The organism is Clostridium sp. AM28-20LB (assembly GCF_003480665.1).
GTDB lineage: Bacteria > Bacillota > Clostridia > Lachnospirales > Lachnospiraceae > Otoolea > Otoolea fessa.
In genome coordinates this window covers 1-26,935 of record NZ_QUJN01000010.1, presented here as the reverse complement: position 1 = coordinate 26,935, position 26,935 = coordinate 1, and the positions used below count along the sequence as shown (strand labels likewise).

Here is a 26,935-nt window from a genome sequence, read left to right as displayed (position 1 = left end):
GAGATGGTAAATTCGTTATTTTCTGTGTAATGTAGAAACAATAACGTAGATTCTATTTTATCGCAGGCGGGAGGGGGACGCAAGTGACTTCTTATTGGCAAGACGGAGAATTTTAAAATTTTATTAGCACTCAACAAAAATGAGTGCTAATTTTCTATTGACATCTTGGAACGCTGGTATTAAAATAAGAGTCACGGTGATGGAAAATCACAAAAAAAGAATTTTACAAGCGTATATTTATGTAGCTGGATAGCAGGATTGGACGCGGCAGAGTGAAACTGCCAGACTCCATTTCCGGGAGCGGATATCCACTGTATTTTGCAATCAAAAGGAGTGTATAGATATGGCAGCAAAAACAGGAAGTTTATCAATCAACAGCGAGAATATTTTCCCGATCATTAAGAAATGGCTTTATTCCGATCATGATATTTTCTATCGTGAGCTGATTTCCAACGGATGCGACGCGATCACGAAGCTGAAAAAGCTGGCGCTGATGGGCGAGTATGAGGAGCCGGGGGAGACGGAGTATAAGATTCAGGTTACCGTCAATTCCGAGGACAAGACGATTACCGTCGAGGATAATGGTATCGGTATGACTGCCGAGGAAGTGGAAGAGTACATTAACCAGATCGCATTTTCCGGTGCACAGGATTTCCTGGCAAAATATAAGGACAAAGCAAACGAAGACCAGATCATCGGTCATTTCGGTTTAGGTTTCTATTCTGCATTCATGGTAGCGGACAAGGTTACGATCGATACTCTTTCTTATAAGAAAGACGCAGAGCCGGTTCACTGGGAGTCTGAGGGCGGCACTGAGTTTGCGATGGATAAGGGCGATAAGGAAGGCAATGGTACCAAGATTGTCCTTTATTTAAATGAAGACAGCACTGAGTTCTGCAATGAGTATCGCGCACGTGAAGTCATCCAGAAGTACTGCTCTTTCATGCCGGTTGAGATTTACCTGAAAAATGCAACGGCAGAGCCGGAGTATGAGACGATCGAGAAGGATCAGCTGACCGATAAGGACACCATCGTTGAGACGGTGGTCGAGGAAGCAAAGACCGAGGAAAAGGAGAAAGAGGACGGCACGAAAGAGACCGTGGAGGTATCTCCGAGAACCGAGAAATATAAGATCCTGAAACGTCCGGTGGCACTGAATGACATTCACCCGCTGTGGAACAAGCATCCGAACGAGTGCACCGAGGAAGAGTACAAAGAATTTTACCGCAAGGTATTTATGGATTACAAGGAACCGCTGTTCTGGATTCACCTGAACATGGATTATCCGTTCAACCTGAAAGGAATCCTGTACTTCCCGAAGATCAACATGGAGTATGAGAGCATCGAGGGCACCATCAAGCTGTACAATAACCAGGTATTTATCGCGGATAATATCAAGGAGGTCATTCCGGAGTTCCTGATGCTCTTAAAGGGTGTGATCGACTGTCCGGATCTGCCGTTGAATGTATCGAGAAGTGCGCTGCAGAATGATGGATTTGTAAAGAAGATTTCCGATTACATCACCAAGAAGGTAGCGGACAAGCTGACCGGTATGTGCAAGACAGACCGTGAGACCTATGAGAAATATTGGGACGATATCGCTCCATTTATCAAATTTGGCTGCTTAAAGGATCAGAAATTTGCTGAGAAGATGGATGATTACATCATCTACAAGAACCTGGACGGAAAATATCTGACGCTGAAAGACTGCATGGATAAGGCGAAAGAGGAAGGTCATGAGAACCAGATCTACTATGTAACAAATGAGAAAGAGCAGAGCCAGTACATCAACATGTTCAAGGCAAACGGACAGGATGCGATCATCATGTCTCACAGCATTGATAATCCATTCATCAGCCAGGAAGAGCAGAAGCATGAGAACCTGAAATTCCTGCGTATTGATGCCGATGTCAATGACACGCTGCGCGAGGAAGTGAAGGAAGAGGACAAGGAAGCGCTCAAGAAACAGGAAGAGACGCTGACAGAGACCTTCAAGAAAGCACTGGGCGATGATAAGCTGCAGGTAAAGGTTGAGAAGCTGAAGGATGCTGAGATTTCTTCGATGATCACCCTGTCGGAGGAAACACGCCGTATGCAGGATATGATGAAGATGTACAACATGGGCATGGACGCGTCGATGTTCGGCGGCAGCGGTCAGGTGCTGGTACTCAACGCGAACAACAAGCTCGTTCAGTACGTCTTAGAGCACACGGATGGCGAGAATACGCCGAAGATCTGCGAACAGCTCTACGACCTGGCACAGCTCAGCCACGGTTCCCTGACACCGGAGCGCATGACGAAGTTTATCGCACGGTCGAATGAGATTATGGGTATGATGCTGAACTAAGGGCGTCTGGTTTAGGACTGTTTTATATAGGAAAATATGTTAAAATATCATATATGATATGATAACGGAGCTGCTGCACGTAAATGTGGCAGCTCTTTTATTACCTGTCGTAAGAGAGCAAATGGGATTCACTATTTCACGAATTTAGTATTTATGATAGAATAGGAGCACTTAGCAAGGTTTTTTCAGATTTGACGGGGAGGTGCGTGTATGTTTGGAATCGGAGGATGGAAACAGGTTGGCGCGACGTTTGATATGAAACGGCAGGCGGCGATCCGGGAGCAGCTGGAACAGGCGGGAATTGAGTATCAGGTCAAGGTGCAGAACCGTCTGAAAGCGGGCGTGCTTTCCGGCAATCAGCGGGCGAGGCTGGGAAGTGCGGGAGAAAATGCGGCATCGGAACGGGAATATCTGTTTTATGTGCAGAAAGCAGAGGAGGAAAAGGCGCGCCGTGTGATAGAAAGCGCCGGAAGATAAAACAGGTATTTTCTGGGAATGAAAGACCTGAATGACGAAGGAGAGAAAATGGGAGAGGGAAAATGGAATGAATCGGATCTTTGGCAGCGGGAGGCAGAAGAAAATGGTCTGCAAACGGAACCTGAGCTGCAGAATGCGGTTCAGAGTCCGAAACAAATCCGAAAAACCTGCCGCCGCGAGGTGCGCCGTGTCTGCAATGCCCTCGGCTGGGCGCTGGCATTTTTCAGCGTGATGACGGTGCTTGTCAGCATACTTCTGGAAGTGGCTGGCAACGTATGGGCGGACGGAGGCGTGATCAGTACGTTTTTGAACCGGATGGTAAATGCAGCGTGGTATGAGGACGGCGGAAGCACGCTGGTCATATATGCGCTGGTTCTTCCATTCGTATTTTTAATTCTGCGCCTTGTCCCGGAAGAACGGGCAGAGAAAATGAAGATTAGTTTCCTGCAGTTCTGTATGTTTTTTATTTTGGCACAGGGATTTGGAACTATCTTTAACCTGCTGGGAAATGCAATCAATGATGCGGTGGCGGCAAGTAGCGGCGGCGATGCATCCGCGATGAACCCGGTCAACGAGATGCTGGATTCGCTCTCGCCGGTAATGATTTTATATGTAGGGTTTTTAGGACCCATTATTGAGGAATATATCTTTCGATGGAAACTCTTAAACCGATTGCGCCGTTTTGGCGATAAGGCGGCTATCACCTACACGGCGCTGATGTTTGGTCTGATGCACGGAAATGTGACGCAGTTTCTCTATGCGGCGGTGATTGGCGTGGTTCTGGGATATGTGGCGGTGAAGACGGGACGGATGCGTTATAACTGTCTGCTGCATATTCTGATCAACAGCTGGTCGTTAGTGATAGCGATGCTTGGAACACAGGATACGCTGCTGCCGCTGTTTATCACGTTTCTGATGACCGGGTTTATGGGCTGCACGATCATCGGGGCGTTTGTTCTGCTGATTTTCAATTTCCGGAAAATCCGGCTGTCCGATGGGGCACTCCCAGAGGGTGTGAAATTCCGCAATATATGTGGGGCAATGTATGGGAATCTCGGGACAGTGGCATTTATTCTGGTAAGTTTGATTACGATGGCGTTTTTCTTGTCGAGATGATGTGGTGGTCAGTTGCTGTTCACAAGCAGGCACTTTTGGAAGTGAAAGTGCCGTAAGATAACGTGGTGGCAGCAGGAATTAGTTGTATTTAAATGCGAAGCCACGGTAAAATCTGTTACTGGGCACGTATGCGTGAACAGTAACACTGTTCATGTGTTTGTCATGTATTTCAGCATGTATTTCACGGGATTCTGCTTGACTTCCTACTGTGTGATTACTATAATAAATAGTAATGAATACTACGTGATGTGAATTGCGTAACGGGAGGACGTTATGTTATATAAAATTATTGGTGACAGCTGCATGGATTTGACGGAGGAACTGAAAGTGGATCCGCATTTTCAGATGATTCCGCTGACCCTGCAGATAGGGGATTACAAGGTAACGGATGATGAGACATTTAACCAGAAGGAGTTTCTGGCAAAGGTAAAGGCAAGTTCCGAGTGCCCGAAGACGGCGTGTCCATCGCCGGAGAGCTTCAAGGAAGCATTTGAGGGCGAGGCAGAATATATTTTCGTGGTAACGCTTTCGAATCATCTGAGCGGCTGCTACAACTCGGCGGCTTTGGCAAAACGCCTTTATGAGGAAGAGAACGGAACGGACGGGAAGAAGATTGCAGTCATTGATTCCCTGTCGGCGTCGGCGGGCGAGTTAAATATTGCGCTGTTCATCCGGGATCTGTGCGAGAAAGGTCTTCCGTTTGAGGAGATCTGCAGGCAGACGGAGGCATATCGGGATTCGATGAACACGTATTTCGTCATTGAGACACTTGATTTCTTAAAGAAAAATGGCCGTCTGACCGGTTTGACGGCTTTTATCGCGTCGGCGCTGAATATCAAGCCGGTTATGGGCGCGGACAGCGGTACGATCATCAAGCTTGATCAGGCGCGCGGCATGACCCGGGCGCTCGACCGGATGGCGGAGATTGCGTGCAAAGAGGGCGGCGATACCACAAGCAAACGTCTGGTGATCGCACACTGTAATAACCCGGAACGTGCTGAGCACGTGAAAGAGATCATGTGTAAACGGGCAAACTTCCGTGAGGTAGTGATCACGAATACGGCTGGCGTTGCAACCGTATATGCGGGCGACGGCGGAATCATTATGACACTGTAGGGAGAAAGAGTGGGTGATGACAGCTGGAAAGGTGGAAAACGCCGGACAGCTGCGATTGATTGAGGAAAAATGAAGCATACATTTTTTAGTAAATGCACGAAAATGCCGTTCAGATACCGGACGGCATTTCTTTTATCCAGAATTGGAAATTTGACAATTTTGGCAGGAATGACGCTTTTGCTTGGCGGATGCCAGGCGGGAGGTTCCATATGGAAAGAGACAATCTCATTGGAGCCAAAAGACAAAACGGTATCGGAAGAAACGCTTGATCCGGAAACAGATATAGACGGGCAGGTGGAGTCAGAACAGGTAGATGGCGCGGAACTGAGGGTGGAAATGCAGGGGCAGGGTGAATCCGGCAAACTTGAGGCAGAACCGGGAGAAAATGATTCAAATGAGTGTTCGCTTCTGTTTGCCGGAGATATCTATTTTTCCAACCATGTTTTAAATGCCTACGACCGTGTGGGAGGTATCGGTGGCGTCCTCGGAGAGGGTTTGCGGGAGACGATCGCGGAGTCTGATATTTTTATGGCAAACCTGGAATTTCCGTTCAGCGACCGGGGAACACAGGCGGCGGATAAACAGTTTACGTTCCGGGTATCGCCGTCCCGCGTGTCTATTTTACAGGAGATCGGACCAGACATCGTGACGGTGGCGAACAACCATGCGCTAGATTACGGCACGGACGCACTGCTGGACACGTGCGATACGCTGGACAGTGCCGGGATTTTGCATGTTGGGGCGGGAAAAAATCTGGAAGAGGCGAAACAGCCGCAGATCATTGAGAAAAATGGAAAAAAGATTGGTTTTCTGGGCGCGTCGCGCGTCTTTCCGACGGGCGGATGGGCGGCAGGATCGTCGCATCCGGGCATGTTTTCGGCGTATGACACGGCTTCGGTCGTGCAGGAGATCCAGAAGGTAAAGAAAGAGTGTGATTATCTGGTTGTCTATGTCCACTGGGGTATCGAGCGGAACACGCAGCCAGAGGCGTACCAGCGGGAGATGGGACATCAGTACATCGACGCGGGCGCTGATCTGGTGGTTGGCAGCCATCCACATGTGCTGCAGGGGATTGAGCTGTATCATGGAAAATGGATTCTGTACAGTCTGGGAAATTTTGTGTTCGGAAGTTCGATTCCGGAGACAATGCTGGTGCAGGCGTCGCTAGATGCACAGGGAGAGACGGCGCTTTCGATTGTGCCTGCAACTTCATCTGCCGGATATACGAGAGAGCTGGATGTGGGGAAGAAAGAGGCGTTTTACGAGAAGATACAGGGGCTTTCGGACGGCGTGCAGATTGATGAGAATGGAAAAGTGCAGGTGCAGTAAAATCAATTCGTGAAATCCTGCCCCTGAAAACACCCGCTTTCCCGCAGTGCCTTGGAAAACGTATTCAAAAACGCCCGCTTATTTCCACTCCATTCCGGTGCGACCAGCAATTTTTTCGGTCCATCGCCACTGATCCGGTGGATGACCATATCGGGCGGCAGCAGGCGGATACATTCGATCAGCAGCTCAATGTATTCGTCCATTGAAAAGACCGGAAAAGGTGCCTGTTCGTAGAGCTCTGCCAGCTTCGTGCCGCGTAAAATGTGGAGAAGCTGAAGTTTGATGCCGTCGATAGCGGGCTGGAAATCGGCCAGATAGCGGACGGTATCGAGCATCTGAGCTTTCGTTTCATCAGGCAGCCCCAGAATGACATGGACGATGACGGTCAGACCGGCGGATTTCAGTTCACGGACGGCATTTTCAAAGACTGGGAGGGAATAACCGCGCTGGATGCGCGCAGCACTTTCCTCATGGATGGTCTGAAGTCCCAGTTCCACCCAGACCGGTTTTCGGCGGTTTAAGCGGGCGAGAAGCTCCAGGACATCCGGCGGCAGGCAGTCCGGGCGGGTTCCGATGGACAGGGCAGCCACGTCCGGGTGGGCGATTGCTTCGGAAAAAAGCGGCTCCAGATAGGAGACAGGCGCATAGGTATTTGTGTAGGACTGGAAATATGCGACATATTTTCCACCCTTTATTTTATTTGCGACATGCGCCTTTGCCGCTTCGATCTGTTCGGTCACGGAAGTGTGAGCCGGCTCTGCAAAATCGCCGGAACCGCCGTGGCTGCAGAAGATACAGCCGCCCGTTCCCAGCGTACCGTCCCGGTTGGGACAGGTCATGCCGCCGTCGAGCGCCAGCTTGTAGATTTTCTGCCCAAATTGGTCTTTCAGCCATGCGTTTAACGAATAGTAGGGACGACCGTCGGAGTAGCAGCGGGGCATGGAGGAATCCGGCTGTTTGCCGGAGGTGGTGGATGCAGGATGGAATGTTTCGGGTAATGATAGGTATGTTTGAGTGGTTTGCTTCATACGGACTCCTGTGTTTTACTATATAAATGAAAGCTTACCAGAACCACAGCATTTTGTAAATACACGAAAGAATATCGTATTGAGGCATTTTGAGGAAAATGATATAATACATACAAGAAGTCAGATGAAATCAAAATATCTGAAATCATAATCATATAAAGGAAACAATTGTTCACGGGTAGGCACTTTTGGAATCGAAAGTGCCGTAAGAAAACGTGGTGGCAGCAGGAATTTGCCGTATTAAAATGCGAAGCCACGGCAAATTCCGTTACTGGGCACGTATGCGTGAACAGTAACAAACAATTTGGGGAAAAGGAGAAGGGATATGTCAGTCAAAGAAACACTGAAACAGCTGGAATCTGAGAAAACGAAAGTGCTGATGGCAGAATTATACGGGGCAGAGAAAGCGGAGGAGAACCGGGCGCGTTACCGCTATGTGGCAGAGCGCTTTGAGAAAACATATGGGGAACGTGATATCAAGCTGTTTACTTCTCCGGGACGGACGGAGATCAGCGGCAACCACACCGATCACAATCATGGCAAGGTGCTGGCGGGCAGCATCAACCTGGACTGCGTCGGAGCGGCGGCACCGAACGGAACCGACACGATCCGCATATTAAGTGAGACATTTCATCAAAATTTCAGCATCCATTTAAGCGACCTGAAACCGAGCACGGGTATGAGCGGCACCATCGACCTGACAAAGGGCATTTTAAAGGGCTTTGAGGAGAGAGGATACAAGGTCGGCGGATTTGACGCATACATTACCAGCAATGTTATCAGCGCGGCGGGCGTCAGTTCTTCGGCTTCCTATGAGATGCTGATCTGCTCTATGTTAAATACGATGTTTAACGAGGAAAAGATGGATGTTGTCACCTACGCCCACATCGGAAAATATGCAGAAAACAAGTTCTGGAACAAGGCGTCGGGTCTGCTCGATCAGATGGCATGCGCGGTCGGCGGTCTGATTACGATCGATTTTAAAAATCCGGAAGCGCCGGTTGTGGAGAAGATTGATTTTGATTTCGGCGCGCAGGATCACAGCCTGATGATTGTAAATACGGGAAAAGGCCACGCGGATCTGAGCGCAGATTATTCTTCCGTTCCAAACGAGATGAAAAAAGTAGCGCAGTACTTTGGCAAAGAGGTCTGCGCGGAGATTTCCGAGGAAGAGGTGATCGCAAACCTGGCGAAAGTGCGTGCATTTGCGGGAGATCGTTCCGTGATGCGTGCGTTCCATTTCTTTGAGGAAAATAAGAGAGTGGAGCAGGAAGTAAAGGCCCTTCGGGAAAATGATTTTGCTGCCTTTTTGGAGGGAATCACAGCTTCGGGCAATTCTTCCTGGAAATGGCTTCAGAATGTATACACGACTGCAGACGTGCAGGAGCAGGGCATCAGCATTGCACTGGCGCTGACAGAGCTGTTTATTGCGAAAAAAGGACGCGGCGCGTGCCGGGTTCATGGCGGCGGATTTGCCGGTGTCATCATGGCGATGATTCCGAATGATCTGGTGGACGAGTATACAGAATACATTGAAAATGCGACCGGTAAGGGAAATGTATATCGCATGAGTATCCGTCCGCACGGCGCGATCTGTGTGAGCGATCGCATCTAAAGAAAAATTCCGGACGGAATGAAAGATGTGTCAAAAAGTGATGTGCAGAAAGAGATGCAAATAAGAAAACGGCATGGAGATTTGCATAGACAAAAGACAGGCTGTTTTGCAGATAAAACTGGGACATAGAAAGGCGGTGGAGTTTATGGGAAATAAAAATCTGATTATCACAATCGAGAGGGAGTACGGAAGCGGAGGACGTATTGTGGGACGCAAGCTGGCAGAGGAGCTGGGGCTTCATTTCTACGACGATGAGATCTTAAAGATGGCGTCGGAGAAGAGTGCGGTTGGAGAGGAATTTTTCCGTTTAGCGGATGAGAAAGCGGGAAACAACCTGCTTCACCGTCTGACTGGCGCGAAGAAGGCAGATGTGTTCGGAAAGCCGTCCCTGAAAGGCGATGTGACATCGCCGGATAACCTGTTTAAATTCCAGGCGATGGTGATGCGGGAGCTGGCAGAACAGGAACCGTGCGTATTTGTGGGCCGTGCGGCTGGCTATGTGCTGGATCAGGACGAGGAGATCGAAAATCTGGTCCGCATCTTTGTCTATGCCGACCGTGTGCGCCGCGTGCAACGCGTTATGGAAGTAGACTGCATCAGTGAAGAAAGAGCGAAGAAGCGCATCCGGAAGATTGAGAATGAGCGGAAGAATTATTATAAATATTTTACTGGAAATGACTGGAAAAACATGAAGAACTACGATCTTCCGATCAATACGACCCGCCTCGGACTGGACGAGACGGCGGAGCTGATCAAGGAATATGTGAAGCTGCGCGGGTATATGAAGTAGGGAAAAATGTAAACAACCTGTCTGTGATGCAGGCTAAAAATTTCAGTTGAAGATTGTAGGAAGCAGGGCAGATTTGGAAGATGAGAAGTGCCAGCGGATCGCCAGCTCAATCAGCTCCCAGAATGCTGGGAGAGTGATTCCGGCATTCTGAAATTTCCTTTGACGACAGTAGAATCATTACGATCTTATTACAAATTATTTACGGTTTGAAGTGGCATATTGACGGTCAAAATGGAAAAATGATACAATGATTTCAGAAAGAAAGGGGGCAAAAGCATGAGAAGTGCATCTGAATTTAGGCAAATGGCGCGTGAGACACTGCGCGGAAACTGGAAACTTGCGATGGGAACGGGATTAGCAGCGTCCCTGATCGGTGCGGAGATTGCCGATACGGCGCCAAATGGAATATCAGAGCTGCAAAAAGTGATACAGGCACGACCGGAAGTGAAGAATGTGCTGACGCAGGTATTTCCGATGCGCAGCATGCTTCTGCCCTGGGTGCTTTTGCTTATCTGGGGCTTGATGGTGGTTATTATTGGAGGTGCGGGGCAGATGGGATACGCTCGTTTCCATCTGAATCTGGCAGAGAAAAAGGAAGCGTCCTTTTCTGATTTATTTTCCCAGTTTTCGCGGATCACAGATGGCGTAGCGATGGTATTTGTGCGCGGCTTTTATATATATTGCTGGACCTGCCTGTTTTTCGTTCCGGGTTTCATAAAGACGTACAGCTATGCGATGACACCATATGTGCTGATGGAACATCCAGAATATTCCGCTAACGAGGCGATCACCGAGTCGCGCCGCCTGATGGATGGGAAAAAATGGAATTTATTCTGCCTGACCTTTAGCTTTATCGGCTGGCGGCTGATCTGCAGCATTCAATATATAATACCAGCGGTTCTTTTGTATACACAGGGAAGGCTCAGTGGTGTGACCGTGCTGTTTCTGGCAGTGCTGTTTCTGGTAGGGCTGATGGGACCGCTCAATATTGGCTATCTGTTTCTGCGCCCATATGAGGAGGCGGCATTTGCGGCATTTTATAGGGATGTGCGGGATGAGAAGAGGCAAATAGAAGAGATAGAAATGCAGGATAAGTGGAGTGAGAATGAGCCGGAGGAAAGTGAAAATGCGTGAACTCTGTCTGTACAAAAATGAAATCATTTGCATAGAACTGTGCTTGTGTAAGGATAGACGGAACAATAAAAATCTTTGAAAATCAAATTGGCGAAAGTCCAAAATAAGAATCTGCAATCAAAAATTTCCTCAGAAAGTGGTCAAAATGAAAGCTTTCTGAGGAGTTTTTTTGAGTTGTATTATTTATTTTGTTTTAGTCCATCCGTGCTTTCTCAGCCAGCAAATGTTTCTGGCAATAGAAAAATGCTGGAATCAAAAATGCATCTGCAAAGAGCCATGCGAGCGGCGAGGCGAAACAGATGATGATGTAGCCGAAGATCGGCACCAGCAGGAAGCCGACCATGGCGCGGGCGATCATTTCGCAGACACCTGCCAGGATGGCGAGCAGGCTGTAGCCCATTCCCTGAATCGTGAAACGCCATACATTGACGATTGTCAGAGGTATGTAGAACAGGGAGTTGAAGGTCAGGAACTGGTGCGCCTGATGGATTACAACTGTTTCCGAAGCATCGACGAAGAGAAGCGGAATCAAGCCGCCAAACACGGTCAGCACGATGCACGCCGCAATGGAGTAGATGCCGCCGATGAGAGTTGCGGACCGGACGCCCTGGCGGATGCGGTCTACCTTTCCGGCACCGGCGTTCTGTCCGGCGTAGGTTGCCATCGTGCCGCCCAGCGCGTCAAACGGGCAGCAGAAGAACATGCCGATCTTCTGACCTGCGGTGACGGAGGCAACTGCGATGGAACCTAGGGAGTTGATGGCAGTCTGGATGACAACCGAGCCGATCGCGGTGATCGAGTATTGGAGTCCCATCGGCACACCCATTTTGCAGAGAATGTAAATGTGTCTGCCGCTGATATGCGTTTCCTCACGGTGCATATGCAGGATTTCAAATTTTTTCTTCATATAGATCAGGCAGAGAATACCGGATACTGCTTGAGAGATAACAGTTGCATAGGCAGCTCCGGCGGTGCCGGTTCCGATCTGTACGATGAAAAGCAGATCCAGCGCAATGTTTAAAAGGCTGGATAAAATCAGGAAATAGACCGGCGTTTTGGAGTCGCCGAGCGCACGGATGATGCCCGCCAGCGTATTGTACAGGTAGGTTGCCGGAATACCGGCGAATACGAAGAAAATGTAGCTGTACGCGCCGTCAATGATATTGTCCGGCGTCTGCATCCAGACGAGAATCTGGCGTGTCATCAGGCAGACGATCACGGTCATGACCACGGCAAAACAGGAGGCGATCCATCCGGCATTAGCGACGAAACGGCGCATGTCCTTGTAATCCTGTGCGCCGAACCGCTGTGCAACCGGAATGGAAAACCCGGTGCAGACGCCGATGACGAAACCGTTAATCATAAAGTTGATGGCGGAGGTGGAACCGACCGAAGCCAGTGCATCGACACCGAGAAATTTTCCAACAATGATCGTATCGACCATGCTGTAAAACTGCTGGAACAGAAGTCCCATCAGCATCGGAACCGCAAAGCCCAGAATTAGTTTTGCCGGGCTTCCGTTTGTCATATCTTTTATGGTAGAGCGTTGCGAAGAGCGGCTCATGGAAAAACCATCCTTTCTAAAAAACGATTATAAAACTCTGAGAGTAGATTTTATAAGAAATACATAAAATTGGCAATCCGAAAAATCACGAAAAAAAGAAAAATAGAGGCACTTTTTTTGTGATATAGAAGCGGGCTGGTCAGCACGCGGTATTTTACAATCAGTGACATACATGGTATCATAACGGGTAGAGTGATTTTTATTTCATAGGAAATTACGTCCTATGAAACAAAAAACGCTTCGCGAGGATGCGCACTCGCGCGAAGCAGAAACATGTCGCAAGCGACTGCGCGAGACGCCCGAATGTGCCAAGGCACATTCTTTTTCATATAGAACGGAAATGAGGGTAACATACATGAAGAGACTGGCGGTGGGAATCCTGGCGCACGTAGATGCGGGGAAGACAACATTATCAGAGGCGATGCTCTATGCGGGCGGTATGATCCGCCATCTGGGGCGGGTGGACAAGGGCGATGCGTTCCTGGACACATATGAATTGGAGAAAAAGCGCGGAATCACGATTTTTTCCAAGCAGGCGCGGCTTGCATGGGATGATATGGATGTGACGCTCTTGGACACGCCGGGACATGTGGATTTTTCAGCGGAAATGGAGCGGGTGCTTCAGGTGCTGGACTATGCGGTGCTGGTCATCAGCGGTTCAGATGGCGTGCAGGGGCATACAAGGACGCTGTGGCGGCTGCTGGCGCGCTACCAGATTCCGGCGTTCCTTTTTATCAATAAAATGGATCTGGCGCCGGGACGGGAACAGGAGGTCCTGCGCGACCTAAAAGAGTCGCTGGGCGGCAACTTTGTTGATTTTGGTGCGGACGGGACGGAAAGTTTCTATGAAGAGGCAGCAGTCAGCGGCGAAGCGGAATTGGAGGAATTTCTGGAGACGGGACAGGTGTCTAAAGATGCGATCCGCAGCCGGATTGCCAGCCGGGATCTGTTTCCGTGTTATTTTGGTTCGGCGCTCAAAAATACGGGCATGGAAGAATTTATGCGCGGTTTGGAAGAATATACGCTGGAACCAGTGTATCCGGACGAATTTGGGGCGAAAATATTTAAAATTGTGCGCGACAGCCAGGGCGAACGCCTGACTTATATGAAGATCACGGGCGGCGTGCTGCATGTCAAAGACCGGATCGGCGAGGAAAAGGTAAATCAGCTCCGCCTGTATTCAGGCGATAAGTATGAGGCGGTGAGCGAGGCACCGGCGGGTATGATTTGTGCGGCAACGGGACTTTTGCACACGAAACCGGGTGAGGGGCTTGGAGTCTGTGAAATGGGCGCGGAACCGGTGCTGGAGCCGGTTTTGACGTATCGCGTCGAGCTTCCGGAGGATGTGGATGCGGCGGCGATGCTGCCGAAACTGCTTCAATTAGAGGAAGAAGAGCCGGAGCTTCATATTGTCTGGGAGGAAGAAAAGAAAGAGATTCACGCCCAGATCATGGGCGAGATCCAGATGGAGATTCTGAAAAGCCTGATTGCAGAGCGTTTTGGGGTAAATGTCCGGTTTGGCGGGCGCAGCATTGTATATAAAGAAACGATCACCGATACGGTCGAGGGTGTCGGGCATTTTGAGCCACTCCGCCATTATGCGGAGGTACATCTGCTTCTGGAGCCGGGAGAACCGGGCAGCGGGCTGGTATTTGATACCGATTGCAGTGAAGATATTTTAAGTAAAAACTGGCAGCGGCTGGTGCTGACGCATCTGGAAGAAAAGGTACACCGGGGTGTTCTGATTGGGGCGCCGATCACGGATATGAAAATTACGCTGAAATTGGGACGCGCCCATGTGAAACATACAGAAGGCGGCGATTTCCGACAGTCCGTGTACCGGGCGGTCCGTCAGGGACTGATGCAGGCGCATTCGGTGCTGTTGGAACCATTTTATGCCTTTCACCTGACGATACCGGACAAGATGGTGGGACGTGCAATGACCGATCTGGAGCGGCGGTTTGCCGTCTTTGAGGGACCGGCGCTGGAGGACGGGCAGGCGATATTAACCGGACGTGCTCCGGTATCGGCACTCGATGGATATCAGACGGAGGTGACGGCGTACACGGGCGGATTGGGACAGATGATCTGCACGCTCGATGGCTACGGACCGTGCCACAATGAAGAAGAAATCATTGCGGCAGCCGGGTATGATCCGGATGCGGATCTGGCAAACCCGAGCGGATCTGTTTTCTGTGCACACGGAGCCGGATTTGTCGTCAACTGGGACGAGGTCAAAGATTACATGCATCTGGAAAGCTGCCTGGGTGCGTCTAATGGAAAGCGGCGGATGGAGGCGATTGAAGCAGGCGCACGTTCCTCCGACGGACAGGGCGGAGGTTCTGTCGAGGAGATGTGGATTGGAACGGATGAGGTCGATGCGATTCTGGCGCGCACCTATCATGCCAATAAAAAGGAAGACGGCGGAAAACGCCGCTGGGGCGGAACCAGTAAACGACCAGTGCAGCAGTACGGCGCGGGCGTGTATGGAGAGACGGCGCGGAGACAGGAAGCGGTGAGACAGAAGAGCGATTCGAAAGCCGGGACAGCTGGAGCTTCGACATTTGGAAATGTGGGAAAATCAGGAGGATCCGTAGCTGGAAATGCAGGGGAATTTGAGCATACAGGGAAAGCGCCGGAAAGTGGCAGACAGGGCAGCAGAACTGGCAGCTCCAAAGGAAAAATGGCATCAGCGGTTCGGGAATATCTGCTGGTAGATGGCTACAACATTATTTTCTCCTGGGACGAGTTAAATGAGCTGGCAAAGATCAACATTGACAGCGCCCGTGGTAAGCTGCTGGATATTCTATGCGATTATCAGGGAAGCCGCGGTATCGAGGTGATAGCGGTGTTCGATGCTTACCGGGTGCAGGGACACCGGACGGAGGTGACGGATTACCACAACATTCATGTAGTCTTTACGAAAGAGGCGGAGACAGCTGACCAGTACATCGAGAAATTTGCCCATGAAAATGGGCGGAAATATACGGTGATGGTAGCGACCTCCGACCGTCTGGAACAGATCATCATCCGTGGGCAGGGCTGCGGGCTGTATTCGGCGCGGGATTTTGAGGAAGAGGTAGACCGTGTGAAGAATCAGACACGGGAGCATACCAACCGACCGCATAGCGGACATAAAAATTATCTGCTGGATTCGGTGCCGGAAGAGGTGCTGCGGCAGGTGAAGAAGGACGAATAATGTATAAAAAGCGGATGTTCGTATAGATTACTCGAAGGCATGAATCAGATCCTTCTGCATAAATTCTATCAGTTCTGCTGCCGCTGCACTCGGGCTGCCGGTTTCGATGGCGGAAAGCATGGTTCAGTTAAGGGAATATGCAGAAAAATCTGCATTGTACATTACAAGGAAAATACTCACATGTGCTGCAAAAATATTTTAAGGTATGACGAAAAGACAGAATGCACATCGGTCACGTTAAGAAATATAATAGGGATGAGATTTGAGCTGCTCGATACATGAAATCCCTGTTTCTCTTTGGGCGGATGTTAATAGGATATTTAAGGTTGGGTCTGATAGGAGTCAGATGCCTTTGTATGAGAATCATGCTCTCAGTTTTGTCACCGCTGCTTTTCAGATTTGCCCTGCATCTGGATCATAAACTGTATATACTCCTTAAAAGCAAGTTTCAAAAAATTGAAGAGAAACCGTATATAGATAATACCTTGCCGGACTTCATTTTCGATGGAGTCCGGCGTTCTGTATCCAGAAATCGCATTTCCTGTGTCGGTGAAAAGTGTTACACTGTTGGATATTCTGAAAGAGCAGAAGGCAAGTAAATACTCCGGCGAGATCTACCACAAAACACAGATTGATTTGACATACTATTCCAACCATATAGAAGGAAGCCGACTGACCCACGATCAGACCCGGTATATCTTTGAAACCAATACTATCGGTGTAGAAAAAGAAGTGCTGAACGTGGATGACGTGATTGAAACAGCAAATCACTTCTGCTGCATTGACATGATCATTGATCATGCAAAAGCAGCTCTGACGGAAAAGTTCATCAAAGAGCTTCACTTGGTTTTGAAGAACGGCACCAGCGATTCCAGAAAAGATTGGTATCGAATCTTTGAGAAGATTCTCAGCGAAAAGAATATTGATGCGTTTAACGGAGCCCAAGGGCGTATTCTTTATGTACTGTGGCAGGAAGATGGAATCTCTATCAGGTCACTCTCGATTAAATGTGGATTAGCGATAACTTCTCTTACTACGATGCTGGAAAGAATGGAAAATCAAGGGCTGATAAGACGCATTCAGTCTGAAACGGACAAAAGGAAAACACTCCTGTTTCTGACTGAAAAAGCACATGCCTTAAAGGACGAATACGATTCTGTATCTGATAAAATGGGCAGTATTTACTACAAAGGTTTTTCGGAGGAAGAAATTACCCAGTTTGAGGAATACCTCGACCGCATCAGAAAGAATCTTGAGGAGTGGCAGAAATCATGAGTATTTGTATCAAAGATCAGATTCAAAACATGAATATCGTCATCGGATGTACAGTGGGGTGTGCATATTGCTATGCCCGCAATAATGTGAAACGCTGGCATATGATTGATGACTTTGCTGACCCTGAATTCTTTCCGGGTAAGCTCAAGATGATGGAAAAGAAACGTCCGCAGAACTTTCTTATTACCGGCATGAGCGATCTTTCCGGCTGGAAGTCAGAATGGAGAAACGAGGTATTTGAAAAAATCCGTGAAAATCCACAGCATCAGTTCCTGTTCCTTACAAAGCGACCAGATCTGCTGGATTTTGATACAGATTTGGAAAACGCATGGTTTGGTGTTACGGTGACGAGAAAAGCAGAACTGTGGCGTATTGACGCACTACGGGAAAATGTCAGAGCAAAACACTATCATGTTACCTTTGAGCCGCTATTCGACAATCCAGGTTCAGTTGATCTTTCCGGGATCAACTGGATCGTTGTCGGCACCATGACTGGAGTTCAGAGCAGGAAGGTTCATACGGAGCCGGAGTGGGCATGGTCTCTGGCAGATCAGGCGCATGTGCTTGACATTCCGGTATTTATGAAGGAAGCTCTTGTCCCTATCATAGGGAATGAAAATATGATTCAGGAAATGCCGGATGAATTCAATAAAGTGTTGGAGGGACAGAGATCATGGCAGAAGTAATAAATGGAATCCTCATTCGTGAGGTGGAAACAAAGAACATCATGACCAAGTCCAGTCTGCCTGTAGGCGGTTACTCGGTCAATCCATATGTAGGCTGTACACACGCCTGCAAGTATTGCTATGCTTCTTTTATGAAGCGCTTTACCGGACACAAGGAGGAATGGGGCACTTTCCTTGATGTGAAGCATTGGCCGGAAATTAAGAATCCGAAGAAATATGCCGGACAACGGGTGGTCATCGGTTCTGTGACAGATGGCTACAATCCACAGGAGGAGCAATTCGGGAATACCAGAAAACTTCTGGAGCAGCTGATCGGCAGTGACACAGATATTCTGATCTGCACAAAGTCGGATCTTGTGGTACGGGATATTGATCTGCTGAAGAAGCTTGGACGAGTAACCGTTTCATGGTCGATCAACACACTAGATGAAAATTTCAAGAACGATATGGACTCTGCTTCTAGCATTGAGCGCCGTATCGCTGCTATGAAGCAGGTATATGAATCAGGTATCCGTACAGTCTGTTTCGTATCCCCGGTATTCCCCGGTATCACGGATTTTGAAGCAATATTTGAGCGGGTAAAGGATCAGTGCGATCTGTTCTGGATCGAAAATCTCAATCTTCGAGGCGGTTTCAAAAAGACAATTATGGATTATATCGCCGGAAAATATCCTGATCTTGTACCACTTTACGACGAGATCTATAACAAGCATAACCACAGCTACTTTAAAGCACTTGAAGTAAAAGCTGAGGAAATGGCTAAGAAGCATGATTGTTCCTTTGTGGATAATGAAATGCCTTATGGCAGAGTCCCGCAGGGACATCCGGTGATCGTAGATTATTTCTATCATGAGGAAATCCGAGGGACAGAGAATACAGGAAAAAGAAATCGTTAATCTAAACGAAAATTAAACTGATGATGGTGGAGAGATTTATTTATCGCCATTTGAAAGCGAGAAGTTCTTGTTTGAAAAATAGAGAAATTGTAAAATTGAAGAAAAAAGAAATGCACAGTTCTTAGCTTATCGGGAGCTGTGCATTTTTGTAAATAAATACTTTTAATTAGCCGATACACACAAAAGATTGGAAAGTCATTTGGAAAAGCAGAGGATAATGCACTTACTATAAGGCATTTACTCATGCTCAAATTGGAAAAACATTGTTTCACCAATTCAGGAATCTTTGGGCAATCAGTATAGAAAGAAAGTTTATTTATGAGCACACAACAAAAAGTAATCAAAAAAGCAATCGTAAAAAAATACGATTGCTTTTTTGCGCATTTCTGCATATAATATATAAGACAGAAATGGAGGCGATTGATATGCGTGAAACAAGAACATTAGAGTTCAAGGAAACGATTACCAACACTTTTTTAAAAACAGTCAGTGCTTTTTCAAATTATGACGGCGGAACCATCTTTTTTGGAGTGGATGATGATGGAAATATAAAAGGTTTGCCGGATGTAAAACAAGCCTGCTTGGATATTGAAAATAAAATCAATGACAGCATTACACCGCAGCCGGATTATACGCTTGAGGTACAGAATAATGACCAGACGATAAAGCTTACTGTGAAAAGCGGATTACAGAAGCCGTATCTATATAAATCGAAAGCATACAAGCGGAATGATACAGCAACGATAGAGGTAGATACTCTGGAATTTTCAAGGCTTGTATTGGATGGAAAAAATATTCGATTTGAAGAATTGCCTTGCAAAGATCAGGAGCTGTCCTTTGAAATTTTACATCGTAAGCTGAAAGAGACTGTCCGGATTGAAAATTTTGATAAGGACACACTGAAGACATTGAACTTATATGACGATGTAAATGGATTCAATAATGCAGCAGGGCTTTTGGCAGATAAAAATCATTTTCCGGGAATCGATATTGTCAAATTTGGAGAAAATATCAGCATCATTCAAAAGAGATCGACTTTTGAAAATATATCGGTTTTAGAGGTTTATGAAAAGGCAATCGATGTATTCAGAGACTATTACCAATATGAAGTAATACAAGGTGCTGATCGAAAGAAGATGGAAAAAGTACCGGAAGCTGCTTTCCGGGAAGCAATCGCCAATGCTCTGATTCATAGAGTGTGGGACGTGAATTCGCAAATCAGAGTTTCGATGTTTGATGATCGAATTGAAATAGTTTCTCCTGGCGGATTGCCGTCTGGAATCACAGAGGAAGAATATCTGTCTGGTAAACTTTCTGTTTTAAGAAATAGAAATCTTGCCAATGTATTTTACAGATTGGGATTTGTAGAGATATTCGGAACGGGAATTACAAGAATAAAACAACTGTATGCAGAAAGTTTGATAAAACCGGATTTTGAAGTTTCAGAAAATGCGATAGAAATTGTGCTTCCGATATTTGAAAAAAATGCGGATCTGACAGAAGACGAAATCGTGATCTATAAACTTTTAAGCAAGACGATGTTGAAGCCAATCAGCGAAGTTGCACCATATGTACCTTTCGGTAAATCAAAGACAATAAAGCTGCTAAAAGAAATGTGTCAAAAAGGTGTGATTGCAGTGGAAGGAAAAGGCAAAGGCACAAAATATATCATTAGATAAGACTTTAATTTCCAAAGTAATGTTTCGGAAATTAAAAAAGCAGAAGGTTCATTTGCATTAGGTGCAGTTAATTGTGCAATGGCTTCCTGCACAAATCATGAGAGAGATTGTACTTCTGGATAATTTGCGGCGGAACTTATGCGTTTACAAATGGTGTACTTACGTTGACTTCGTGCCATAGTTGGGCACCTCCTTATTCTCTTGATTATACTATGAAATCCTTGAGAATAGGCTGTCAACTTTATTTATACACCATCAAAAAGAGTGAGTGCGGTATAACACTGGGAGAAAAAATAGGGCTGCTGTACGAGTGGTAAAATTTACAGCCATTTGTACAGCTTTTACCTACTAAGAGTAAGAAATAATATGCTAAGATATATCGAGATAGGGTTCTAAGGAGAAATAGATAGAACCCTTGTAAATACAAGGAAAATAGAGGTTATACCAAGCTATGCGAGAAAAAATAAAAGTGCTCATGGTTTGCCACGGCATTATTTGCAGAAATCTCTAAAATCCTCTGTAATATCAAGGTTTTTCAAACTTGAAGGTGGTGCTACTACACCACTACTACACCAGTGAGTCTCGATGTGACAAAAATTTTGAAATCGAGGTCAAGGTTATGAAAAACAAAAAGAGTATCAACAATATCGAATACATATTGGTTGGAGATTACTACATCCCGGATCGGAAGTTTCCCAATGAGGAACGCCCTATCGGAAAATACGGACGGATGCACCGAGAGTATTTGAAAGAGCATAACCCAATGATGTTCAATGACCTGGTTCTGGAGGGGCAGCTCTGGACTTACCTTGCCGATTTGAACGAGCAGGCACAGGAGCGTTTGTCCCTGATTGTTGAGCAGATGAAGGCCGCTGAGGGCGTGACAGAGGAACTGAAAGCAGCCGACCAGATGGCATGGCTCGGAGCTATGAACAGTATCCACAATCGAGCGGAAGAGATTGTGATTCATGAGTTGGTTCTGTAATAAGGAGTAAAATAAGCAAGACTGGATGTTATTCTACGGGAGATTGCATCCAGTCTTTTTTGAAAAAAGCTTACTTTTTTGTATGTGAAATATTTTAATGCGAATTAATGCAAAATTTCACTTACAAATCTTGAATAAATGTGCGTAAAATTATTGCTTATTAAAGCATATCTGTTATAATAAATACATACACAGAAAGAAAATAAATGTGAGTGATTTTAAAAACGAAAGTTGGTGAACACGTGGATATTAGAACGATAGCAAAACAAGTTATTATAGAAAAGGATGGCATTGCCAAAGCAGCAGATTTTGTTCAGGCAGGAATTCATGCTGCTGATGTAGTAAACATGTGCAATGCCGGATACCTTGATCGCATTCGACACGGATATTATCAACTTGCTGAGGCGGATACATCTTCTGAAGAACAACTCATTGCAGCGTTGATTCCAAAGGCAATTATTTGTGTGGAATCGGCTCTTTTTCATTATGGCTATAGTGACTTTGCACCTCGTAAATGGTCTATTGCTGTACCGAGATCTATGTCCCGGACAAAGCTGGATGTAGATGTACTGGCTTTGCAAACGTATTATGTTCAACCAGAAATATATGAGCTGGGGAGAGTGACGGATGATTTTTACGGGGTTAAGCTCTCCGTATATGATCGAGAGCGTACGATTTGTGATTGCTTCAAATATCGTTCAAGGCTTGATCGTGAAATATTTAGTAAGGCATTGAATGCTTATGCAAAGGATGAGAAGAAGAATCTGCAAAATCTTTCCATATATGCAAAAAAGCTAAGGGTGTACAAGAAGGTCAACGAATTGATGTCGGTGCTGCTGAATGGCTAATATGGTTGTATCTGTGCTCATGTGGTTACCTGAATTATTTGAAAATTGTATATGAGCATCTTATATAGAGAAAATAATGATAGGAATTATGTGAAAGCGAGGCGATGAGTATGTTAATGAATACGGCTGAGTATCTTTCCATTATTGAAAATATTAAGAGTGAAATTACTGCGGCGCAATATCGTGCGGCAGTTCATGTGAATGCTGATATGTTGCTTCTCTATTATGATATTGGTTGCGTAATCAATGAACATAAATCATGGGGAAACAAGTTTATTGATAACCTTGCAGCAGATATTCGAATTGCTTTTCCAGAAAGCAAAGGATATTCTGTTCGTAATTTGAAGTATATGGCAAAATTCGCAGAGATTTATCCAGACCGAGAATTTGTGCAACAGGTTGTTGCACAAATTCCATGGGGGCACAATATAGTTCTTCTGGATAAGGTCGCTGATATGGATGAACGTAAATGGTATATTAAAAAGTCAGCGGAAAACGGCTGGTCTCGAAATGTTCTTGTCCATCAGATTGAAAGCAACTTGTATCAGAGACAGGTTCTGGCAGATAAGGTCACAAATTTTGAGCACCGCTTACCGTCTCCGCAAAGCGAATTAGCAGTGCAGACTATGAAAGACCCATACGTCTTTGATTTTATTCCTTTTAGAGAAGATATGCTGGAACGGGATATTGAGCAGGCACTTGTTAGGGATGTAACCAAGCTTCTTCTGGAGCTTGGAACAGGGTTTGCATTTCTGGGGAATCAGTATCACCTGAATGTGGGCGGTGATGATTTTTACATTGATTTGTTGTTCTACAACCTGAATCTTCGCTGTTATGTAGTTATCGAATTGAAAACCGGTGACTTCAAGCCGGAATATGCTGGTCAGCTAAACTTTTATCTGTCAGCCGTGGACGGCATTTTGAAAAAAGAGCAGGATAATCCGTCCATTGGTTTGCTTCTGTGCAAAAGCAAAAACAATGTGGTTGCAGAATATTCACTCAAGGATATTTCAAAGCCGATTGGGGTAAGCGAATATAAAATAACCAGTAGTTTGCCGGATGCTCTGGAAAAGCAACTGCCATCTGTTGAAGATATTCAGAAACGGATTAAATGAGTTACTGGCTAATTATCAGACTCTGGACTTACCTTCGGTTGCTTGATTATGGTGGCAGGTGCCCGGAAAGGGCACCTGCGAATGATGCAGGGGCTGATGTATTCAGTCTCAGGGATGCAGTGATCCGACCGGGAGAAATTTGCAAGATACCTTTGGGATTTGGACTTTTGGTTCCTGATGGATATGCGGGTTTTGTATTTCCTAAAAGCGGATTAAGCGCTCAGGGAATTGTGTGTGAATTGCCTCCCATCGATTCCGGTTATACAGGAGAGATTCATGCAATCATTTCAAATGTAGGGAATACAGTCTATGAAATCAAAGCAGATGATAAGATCGGACAGCTTATAATTCTGCCGATTGTGATACCGGACTTTACTTATGAATCATGGAAAGAACGTGGAACCGGAGCATTTGGTTCCACAGGGAGATAAGGATTATTGATGGTGAATATATTATGTATGTGTTATACTAGGTAAAAAGGAGATTTAGTGAACTTTGATCATAATTGTTATTTGTTAAGTTTAAAGAATTGAGGTGGGACATTGATTATTACAATTGGATCCAAGGTAAAAGATGGAGAAGGAAATACATATACATTAACAGAAGAATTAGGTCATGGTGGTTTTGGATGCGTATATAAAGCTGAATGTGAAGCGGATAAATCAGTGTATGCAGTGAAAACTTTATTATATTCATTTGGCGATGAGGCTACAGCAGCGTCTTTTAAAAATGAAGTAAGAATTTCATCAGAAGTAAGTGGGGAGCATGTAATACGTTATATCTATGCACATGATGGAGATGAATATCCTGAACTACCTCCCTATATTATTATGGAGTATGCAGAGGGAGGAACGCTAGCAGACCAGATTGAAGAGCGTAAAAAAACAAATAGTCCATATTCGAAAGAGGAATTGAGAAATCTATTTCTTCAACTTGTTGCTGGAATGAAGTCAATTAATAAAAAATTAGTTCATAGAGATATAAAACCGGAGAATATACTTATTTGTGATGGAATATGTAAAATTACTGATTTCGGACTTGCAAAGGTGGCTTCAGAATCTACTAGAACCATGTCATTTAAGGGATATGGTACATTACAATATATTGCTCCTGAAGCCTGGAAATCAGAAAAGAATACTATTCAGATGGATATTTACTCTATGGGCATAGTATTTTATGAATTAGCTTTATTAGATTATCCATATGACATTACTTCTAACGATGTGGATGCATACAGAAGCGCACATATGTTTTCTAGAATAAAAAGAACGAATGATTTAAAAAATGTTTTAGGAGCAGATGTAGCATCCATAATTTTAGCTATGTTAGAAAAACCTGTTCAGAAGAGATTAAAATCATGGGAGGAGATTGAAGAAAAACTAGGCAATCCATCACTTGAAGCAAATAGTGCTTTAGGAAATATTATAAGTTTAGCTATTGGGAAAAAAATAGAGACTGACACGAGAATACAACAGCAAATCGAGGAGGAAAATCGAAAGAAAAAAGAAAAAGAAGATTTCTGCAATTTAGTGAGGAATCAATTTGAATCAGTTATAGTAGATTTTTTTGAGCAATTCGCTGATGAATATAATATTCATTTGGCTGGAAATGATAAGTGTAGATTACAATCAGCAGGTCGAGGTTATGAACATATGGAACAGTTTTCATATGAACTTACAATTCCTTCTGTTACAAATATTGAAATTAAGTGTAAGGTGATTTTGCCTAATTCGTTTACTCGTACTGTTGATGTGGATAGGGTCTATGGTTTTTCATATATGCAAGGTTCTTTGTATGGTAAGCGTGAAGTAGTATATACTCCGCAGTATAAAAATAAGAATATTATGGGATGGGTTGAAATTAAAAATACCAAGGGTTTAGGATTTAACCTCTGGTTGGTACAAACGGACGATATGTATGGTGATTGGTATATCTTAAGAAATAAGAATAACGGGATATATGGGACACGATATGAGCCAAAACAAGAACCATTTGCATTTGAAATTGACGAGCTTGATGAGGCGTTGAAGGGTATTAATGCATTTAGTCTTTATTCTTCTGAAGTAGAGCCATTTGATAAACAGAAACTGATGGAATTAGTTGCTCAACTTATTAACTAATGCTGTGAAGAATTGAGAAAACAAAGAAAAAAAGTTGGGTATCTTTATGAATAAGACTCTCAATATGAATGATAAAAGCCACAATTGCTGGGTATGCCCTGTATGAGAAGTTCAAAAAGGACAACCCCGATGCCGGTTCCAACCCGTTCTCCCGTTGGTAACAGAAAAGGGCAATCAAGAAAGAATATGCTGCCGCCAAAGCCAGTAAGAAAACCGCTTCGACAACGGCTTCTGCATCCAAGGGTGCAGGCAAGGCAACGGGCAAAGCAGCTCAGGGAGCCAAGAACATCACAGAAAGAGTAACGGAGTTCTGCACCACACACTCTAAAACGATTCTGTTTGTTTTGATTGCCGGACTGCTTTTTATGATTCTCTCAGGGATGTTCTCGTCTTGTTCTGCTATGTTTCAAGGCGGTACGCAGATCGTTCTGGGAACTTCTTTTACCGCAAAAGAGGAAGATATTATCGGTGCGAACAATGATTACAAGGCTTTGGAAGCTGCGCTCCGCAATGAAATCAATAATATCGAGCGTACTCATAGCGGATATGACGAGTACCGGTATGACCTTGATGAAATCAACCACAATCCTTACGAGCTTGCGGCATATCTGACGGTAAAATTCGAGGACTACACCAGAGATGAGGTGCAGGCTACCCTGCAATGGCTGTTTGAGCAACAATATGAGCTGACCCTAACAGAAGTAGTGGAGATTCGTACACGAACAACATCTTCTACTGATCCCGAAACGGGAGAGACAACAACAGAGGAAGAAGATTACGAATATTATATTCTGAATGTGAAGCTCAGAAATAAGGGCTTGAACAGTGTGATTTCAAATTCCGGTTTGTCGGAACAGCGAAATGGATATGGCGCTGCTTATGATGTTTATGAGTGCGTTCATGCAGAACACGGACACAAGCGAACCTGCCCTTACTCCTGACGGCAATCTGACTCTGGTTGACGATGTTGGTTCACCTACGAAAAGCGGAAAGTAATTCATTACTGCCGTTACCAAAAACGGAAACTACTTCTATATCATCATTGACCGTGATGATAAGGGCGAGGAAACCGTGCATTTTCTGAACCAGGTGGATGAAGCCGACCTGCTCAAGCTGATGGACGAGGAGGAAGTTGCAGAGTTCACCAAGCCGGTTGAGGAAACAAAGCCAGAAGTAGTTGAAACGATTCCTGAAATTACAGAACCGGCACCGGAGGAAAAACCGAAATCTAAGAATATGCTCCCGGCGATTCTTACTCTGATTGTGCTTGCCTGTGGCGGCGGTTTCTTCGTATTCAAGAAAGTCCAGGAAAAGAAGAAGGAACAGGAAGCGGCAAAGCCTGCCCCGGATGCTGATTATGTGGACGATGACGAGGACTATGGATACGATCCGGAGTTTGAGGACGATGATGCAGATAGCTCCGTTGACGAAGATGATAATGAACCTGTGTAAACAGGATAGGCTTGATGCCTGGGGCAGCCTTCGGGTTGCCTTTACATATAGAAGTAGTTTTTCAAAAACCGATGTGATATAATTTGTAGCATAGACAAAGTGACAAATCGAAAGTTGGAGGATACACGCATGAAAATTGTAATCATTAATGGAAGTGCCAGAAA

The 26,935-nt window shown here is 45.6% G+C and carries 22 protein-coding genes; 20 read left to right on the top strand and 2 right to left on the bottom strand.

Annotation, left to right across the window (positions count from 1 at the left end; all coding sequences use genetic code 11):
- The first annotated feature begins 343 nt into the window (after positions 1–343).
- From htpG to DW739_RS13940, 5 genes are all read left to right on the top strand, one after another.
- Positions 344–2,347 carry a molecular chaperone HtpG gene (gene htpG / locus DW739_RS13960; protein ID WP_118492490.1) on the top strand — a complete coding sequence of 668 codons (2,004 nt, stop codon included), beginning with the start codon at positions 344–346 and terminating at the stop codon, positions 2,345–2,347.
- Between the two features lie 210 nt (positions 2,348–2,557).
- Positions 2,558–2,824 carry a hypothetical protein gene (locus DW739_RS13955; protein ID WP_117796879.1) on the top strand — a complete coding sequence of 89 codons (267 nt, stop codon included), beginning with the start codon at positions 2,558–2,560 and terminating at the stop codon, positions 2,822–2,824.
- A gap of 48 nt (positions 2,825–2,872) precedes the next feature.
- Positions 2,873–3,940: a type II CAAX endopeptidase family protein gene (locus DW739_RS13950; RefSeq protein WP_182428003.1), complete on the top strand. Its 1,068-nt coding sequence runs from the start codon at positions 2,873–2,875 to the stop codon at positions 3,938–3,940.
- Positions 3,941–4,213: 273 nt separating this feature from the next.
- Positions 4,214–5,056 carry a DegV family protein gene (locus DW739_RS13945; RefSeq protein WP_118743232.1) on the top strand — a complete coding sequence of 281 codons (843 nt, stop codon included), beginning with the start codon at positions 4,214–4,216 and terminating at the stop codon, positions 5,054–5,056.
- 69 nt (positions 5,057–5,125) lie between these two features.
- Positions 5,126–6,385 carry a CapA family protein gene (locus DW739_RS13940; RefSeq protein ID WP_243023788.1) on the top strand — a complete coding sequence of 420 codons (1,260 nt, stop codon included), beginning with the start codon at positions 5,126–5,128 and terminating at the stop codon, positions 6,383–6,385.
- A 2-nt stretch (positions 6,386–6,387) separates the two neighbouring features.
- Here the strand turns inward: DW739_RS13940 and DW739_RS13935 are convergent, their stop codons facing one another.
- Positions 6,388–7,326, bottom strand: a complete 939-nt coding sequence (locus DW739_RS13935; RefSeq protein ID WP_118492487.1) for a TIGR01212 family radical SAM protein — start codon at positions 7,324–7,326, stop codon at positions 6,388–6,390.
- A 412-nt stretch (positions 7,327–7,738) separates the two neighbouring features.
- Between DW739_RS13935 and DW739_RS13930 the strand changes: the two genes are divergently transcribed.
- The 3 genes from DW739_RS13930 (at position 7,739) to DW739_RS13920 (ending at position 10,952) form a co-directional block, all read left to right on the top strand.
- Positions 7,739–9,028 (top strand): galactokinase family protein, encoded by a 1,290-nt coding sequence (locus DW739_RS13930; protein ID WP_107001339.1) that lies wholly within the window; start codon positions 7,739–7,741, stop codon positions 9,026–9,028.
- 145 nt (positions 9,029–9,173) lie between these two features.
- Positions 9,174–9,818, top strand: a complete 645-nt coding sequence (locus DW739_RS13925) for a cytidylate kinase-like family protein (RefSeq protein ID WP_118473028.1) — start codon at positions 9,174–9,176, stop codon at positions 9,816–9,818.
- A 276-nt stretch (positions 9,819–10,094) separates the two neighbouring features.
- Positions 10,095–10,952, top strand: coding sequence for a DUF975 family protein (locus DW739_RS13920; protein WP_118492485.1), 858 nt, complete (start codon positions 10,095–10,097; stop codon positions 10,950–10,952).
- Between the two features lie 193 nt (positions 10,953–11,145).
- On the opposite strand, the gene DW739_RS13915 is transcribed toward DW739_RS13920, so the two are convergent.
- The gene (locus DW739_RS13915; RefSeq protein ID WP_118743231.1) at positions 11,146–12,516 is read right to left on the bottom strand and encodes an MATE family efflux transporter; all 1,371 of its coding nucleotides are present in this window, start codon (positions 12,514–12,516) and stop codon (positions 11,146–11,148) included.
- A gap of 355 nt (positions 12,517–12,871) precedes the next feature.
- Between DW739_RS13915 and DW739_RS13910 the strand changes: the two genes are divergently transcribed.
- The 12 genes from DW739_RS13910 to DW739_RS13850 all read left to right on the top strand — a co-directional run bounded on the left by DW739_RS13910 (position 12,872) and on the right by DW739_RS13850 (position 26,771).
- On the top strand, positions 12,872–15,715 hold the full coding sequence (locus tag DW739_RS13910; RefSeq protein WP_118743245.1) for a TetM/TetW/TetO/TetS family tetracycline resistance ribosomal protection protein: 2,844 nt from the start codon (positions 12,872–12,874) through the stop codon (positions 15,713–15,715).
- 843 nt (positions 15,716–16,558) lie between these two features.
- Positions 16,559–16,990 (top strand): radical SAM mobile pair system MarR family transcriptional regulator, encoded by a 432-nt coding sequence (locus DW739_RS13900; protein ID WP_118743244.1) that lies wholly within the window; start codon positions 16,559–16,561, stop codon positions 16,988–16,990.
- Positions 16,987–17,676 (top strand): radical SAM mobile pair protein A, encoded by a 690-nt coding sequence (locus tag DW739_RS13895; protein ID WP_107001344.1) that lies wholly within the window; start codon positions 16,987–16,989, stop codon positions 17,674–17,676. Before DW739_RS13900 ends, DW739_RS13895 begins: the two co-directional genes overlap by 4 nt.
- Positions 17,664–18,572, top strand: coding sequence for a radical SAM mobile pair protein B (locus tag DW739_RS13890; protein WP_118743230.1), 909 nt, complete (start codon positions 17,664–17,666; stop codon positions 18,570–18,572). Before DW739_RS13895 ends, DW739_RS13890 begins: the two co-directional genes overlap by 13 nt.
- Before the next feature lie 425 nt (positions 18,573–18,997).
- Entirely contained in the window at positions 18,998–20,251 is a 1,254-nt protein-coding gene (locus DW739_RS13885; protein ID WP_107001346.1) for an ATP-binding protein, read from the top strand.
- 619 nt (positions 20,252–20,870) lie between these two features.
- The gene (locus DW739_RS13880) at positions 20,871–21,236 is read left to right on the top strand and encodes a TnpV protein (protein WP_107001347.1); all 366 of its coding nucleotides are present in this window, start codon (positions 20,871–20,873) and stop codon (positions 21,234–21,236) included.
- 212 nt (positions 21,237–21,448) lie between these two features.
- On the top strand, positions 21,449–22,084 hold the full coding sequence (locus DW739_RS13875) for a type IV toxin-antitoxin system AbiEi family antitoxin domain-containing protein (protein ID WP_243023787.1): 636 nt from the start codon (positions 21,449–21,451) through the stop codon (positions 22,082–22,084).
- 110 nt (positions 22,085–22,194) lie between these two features.
- Positions 22,195–23,199, top strand: a complete 1,005-nt coding sequence (locus tag DW739_RS13870) for a PDDEXK nuclease domain-containing protein (RefSeq protein ID WP_347560730.1) — start codon at positions 22,195–22,197, stop codon at positions 23,197–23,199.
- Positions 23,196–23,630, top strand: a complete 435-nt coding sequence (locus DW739_RS13865) for a deoxyuridine 5'-triphosphate nucleotidohydrolase (RefSeq protein ID WP_118743229.1) — start codon at positions 23,196–23,198, stop codon at positions 23,628–23,630. The genes DW739_RS13870 and DW739_RS13865 overlap by 4 nt, the downstream gene beginning before the upstream one ends.
- A gap of 111 nt (positions 23,631–23,741) precedes the next feature.
- On the top strand, positions 23,742–25,319 hold the full coding sequence (locus DW739_RS13860; protein WP_118743228.1) for a serine/threonine-protein kinase: 1,578 nt from the start codon (positions 23,742–23,744) through the stop codon (positions 25,317–25,319).
- A gap of 365 nt (positions 25,320–25,684) precedes the next feature.
- Positions 25,685–26,260 carry a CD1108 family mobile element protein gene (locus DW739_RS15195; RefSeq protein WP_243023786.1) on the top strand — a complete coding sequence of 192 codons (576 nt, stop codon included), beginning with the start codon at positions 25,685–25,687 and terminating at the stop codon, positions 26,258–26,260.
- A gap of 58 nt (positions 26,261–26,318) precedes the next feature.
- Complete coding sequence (locus tag DW739_RS13850) at positions 26,319–26,771, top strand: CD1107 family mobile element protein (protein ID WP_279221051.1); 453 nt, start codon at positions 26,319–26,321, stop codon at positions 26,769–26,771.
- Positions 26,772–26,935: the final 164 nt, after the last annotated feature.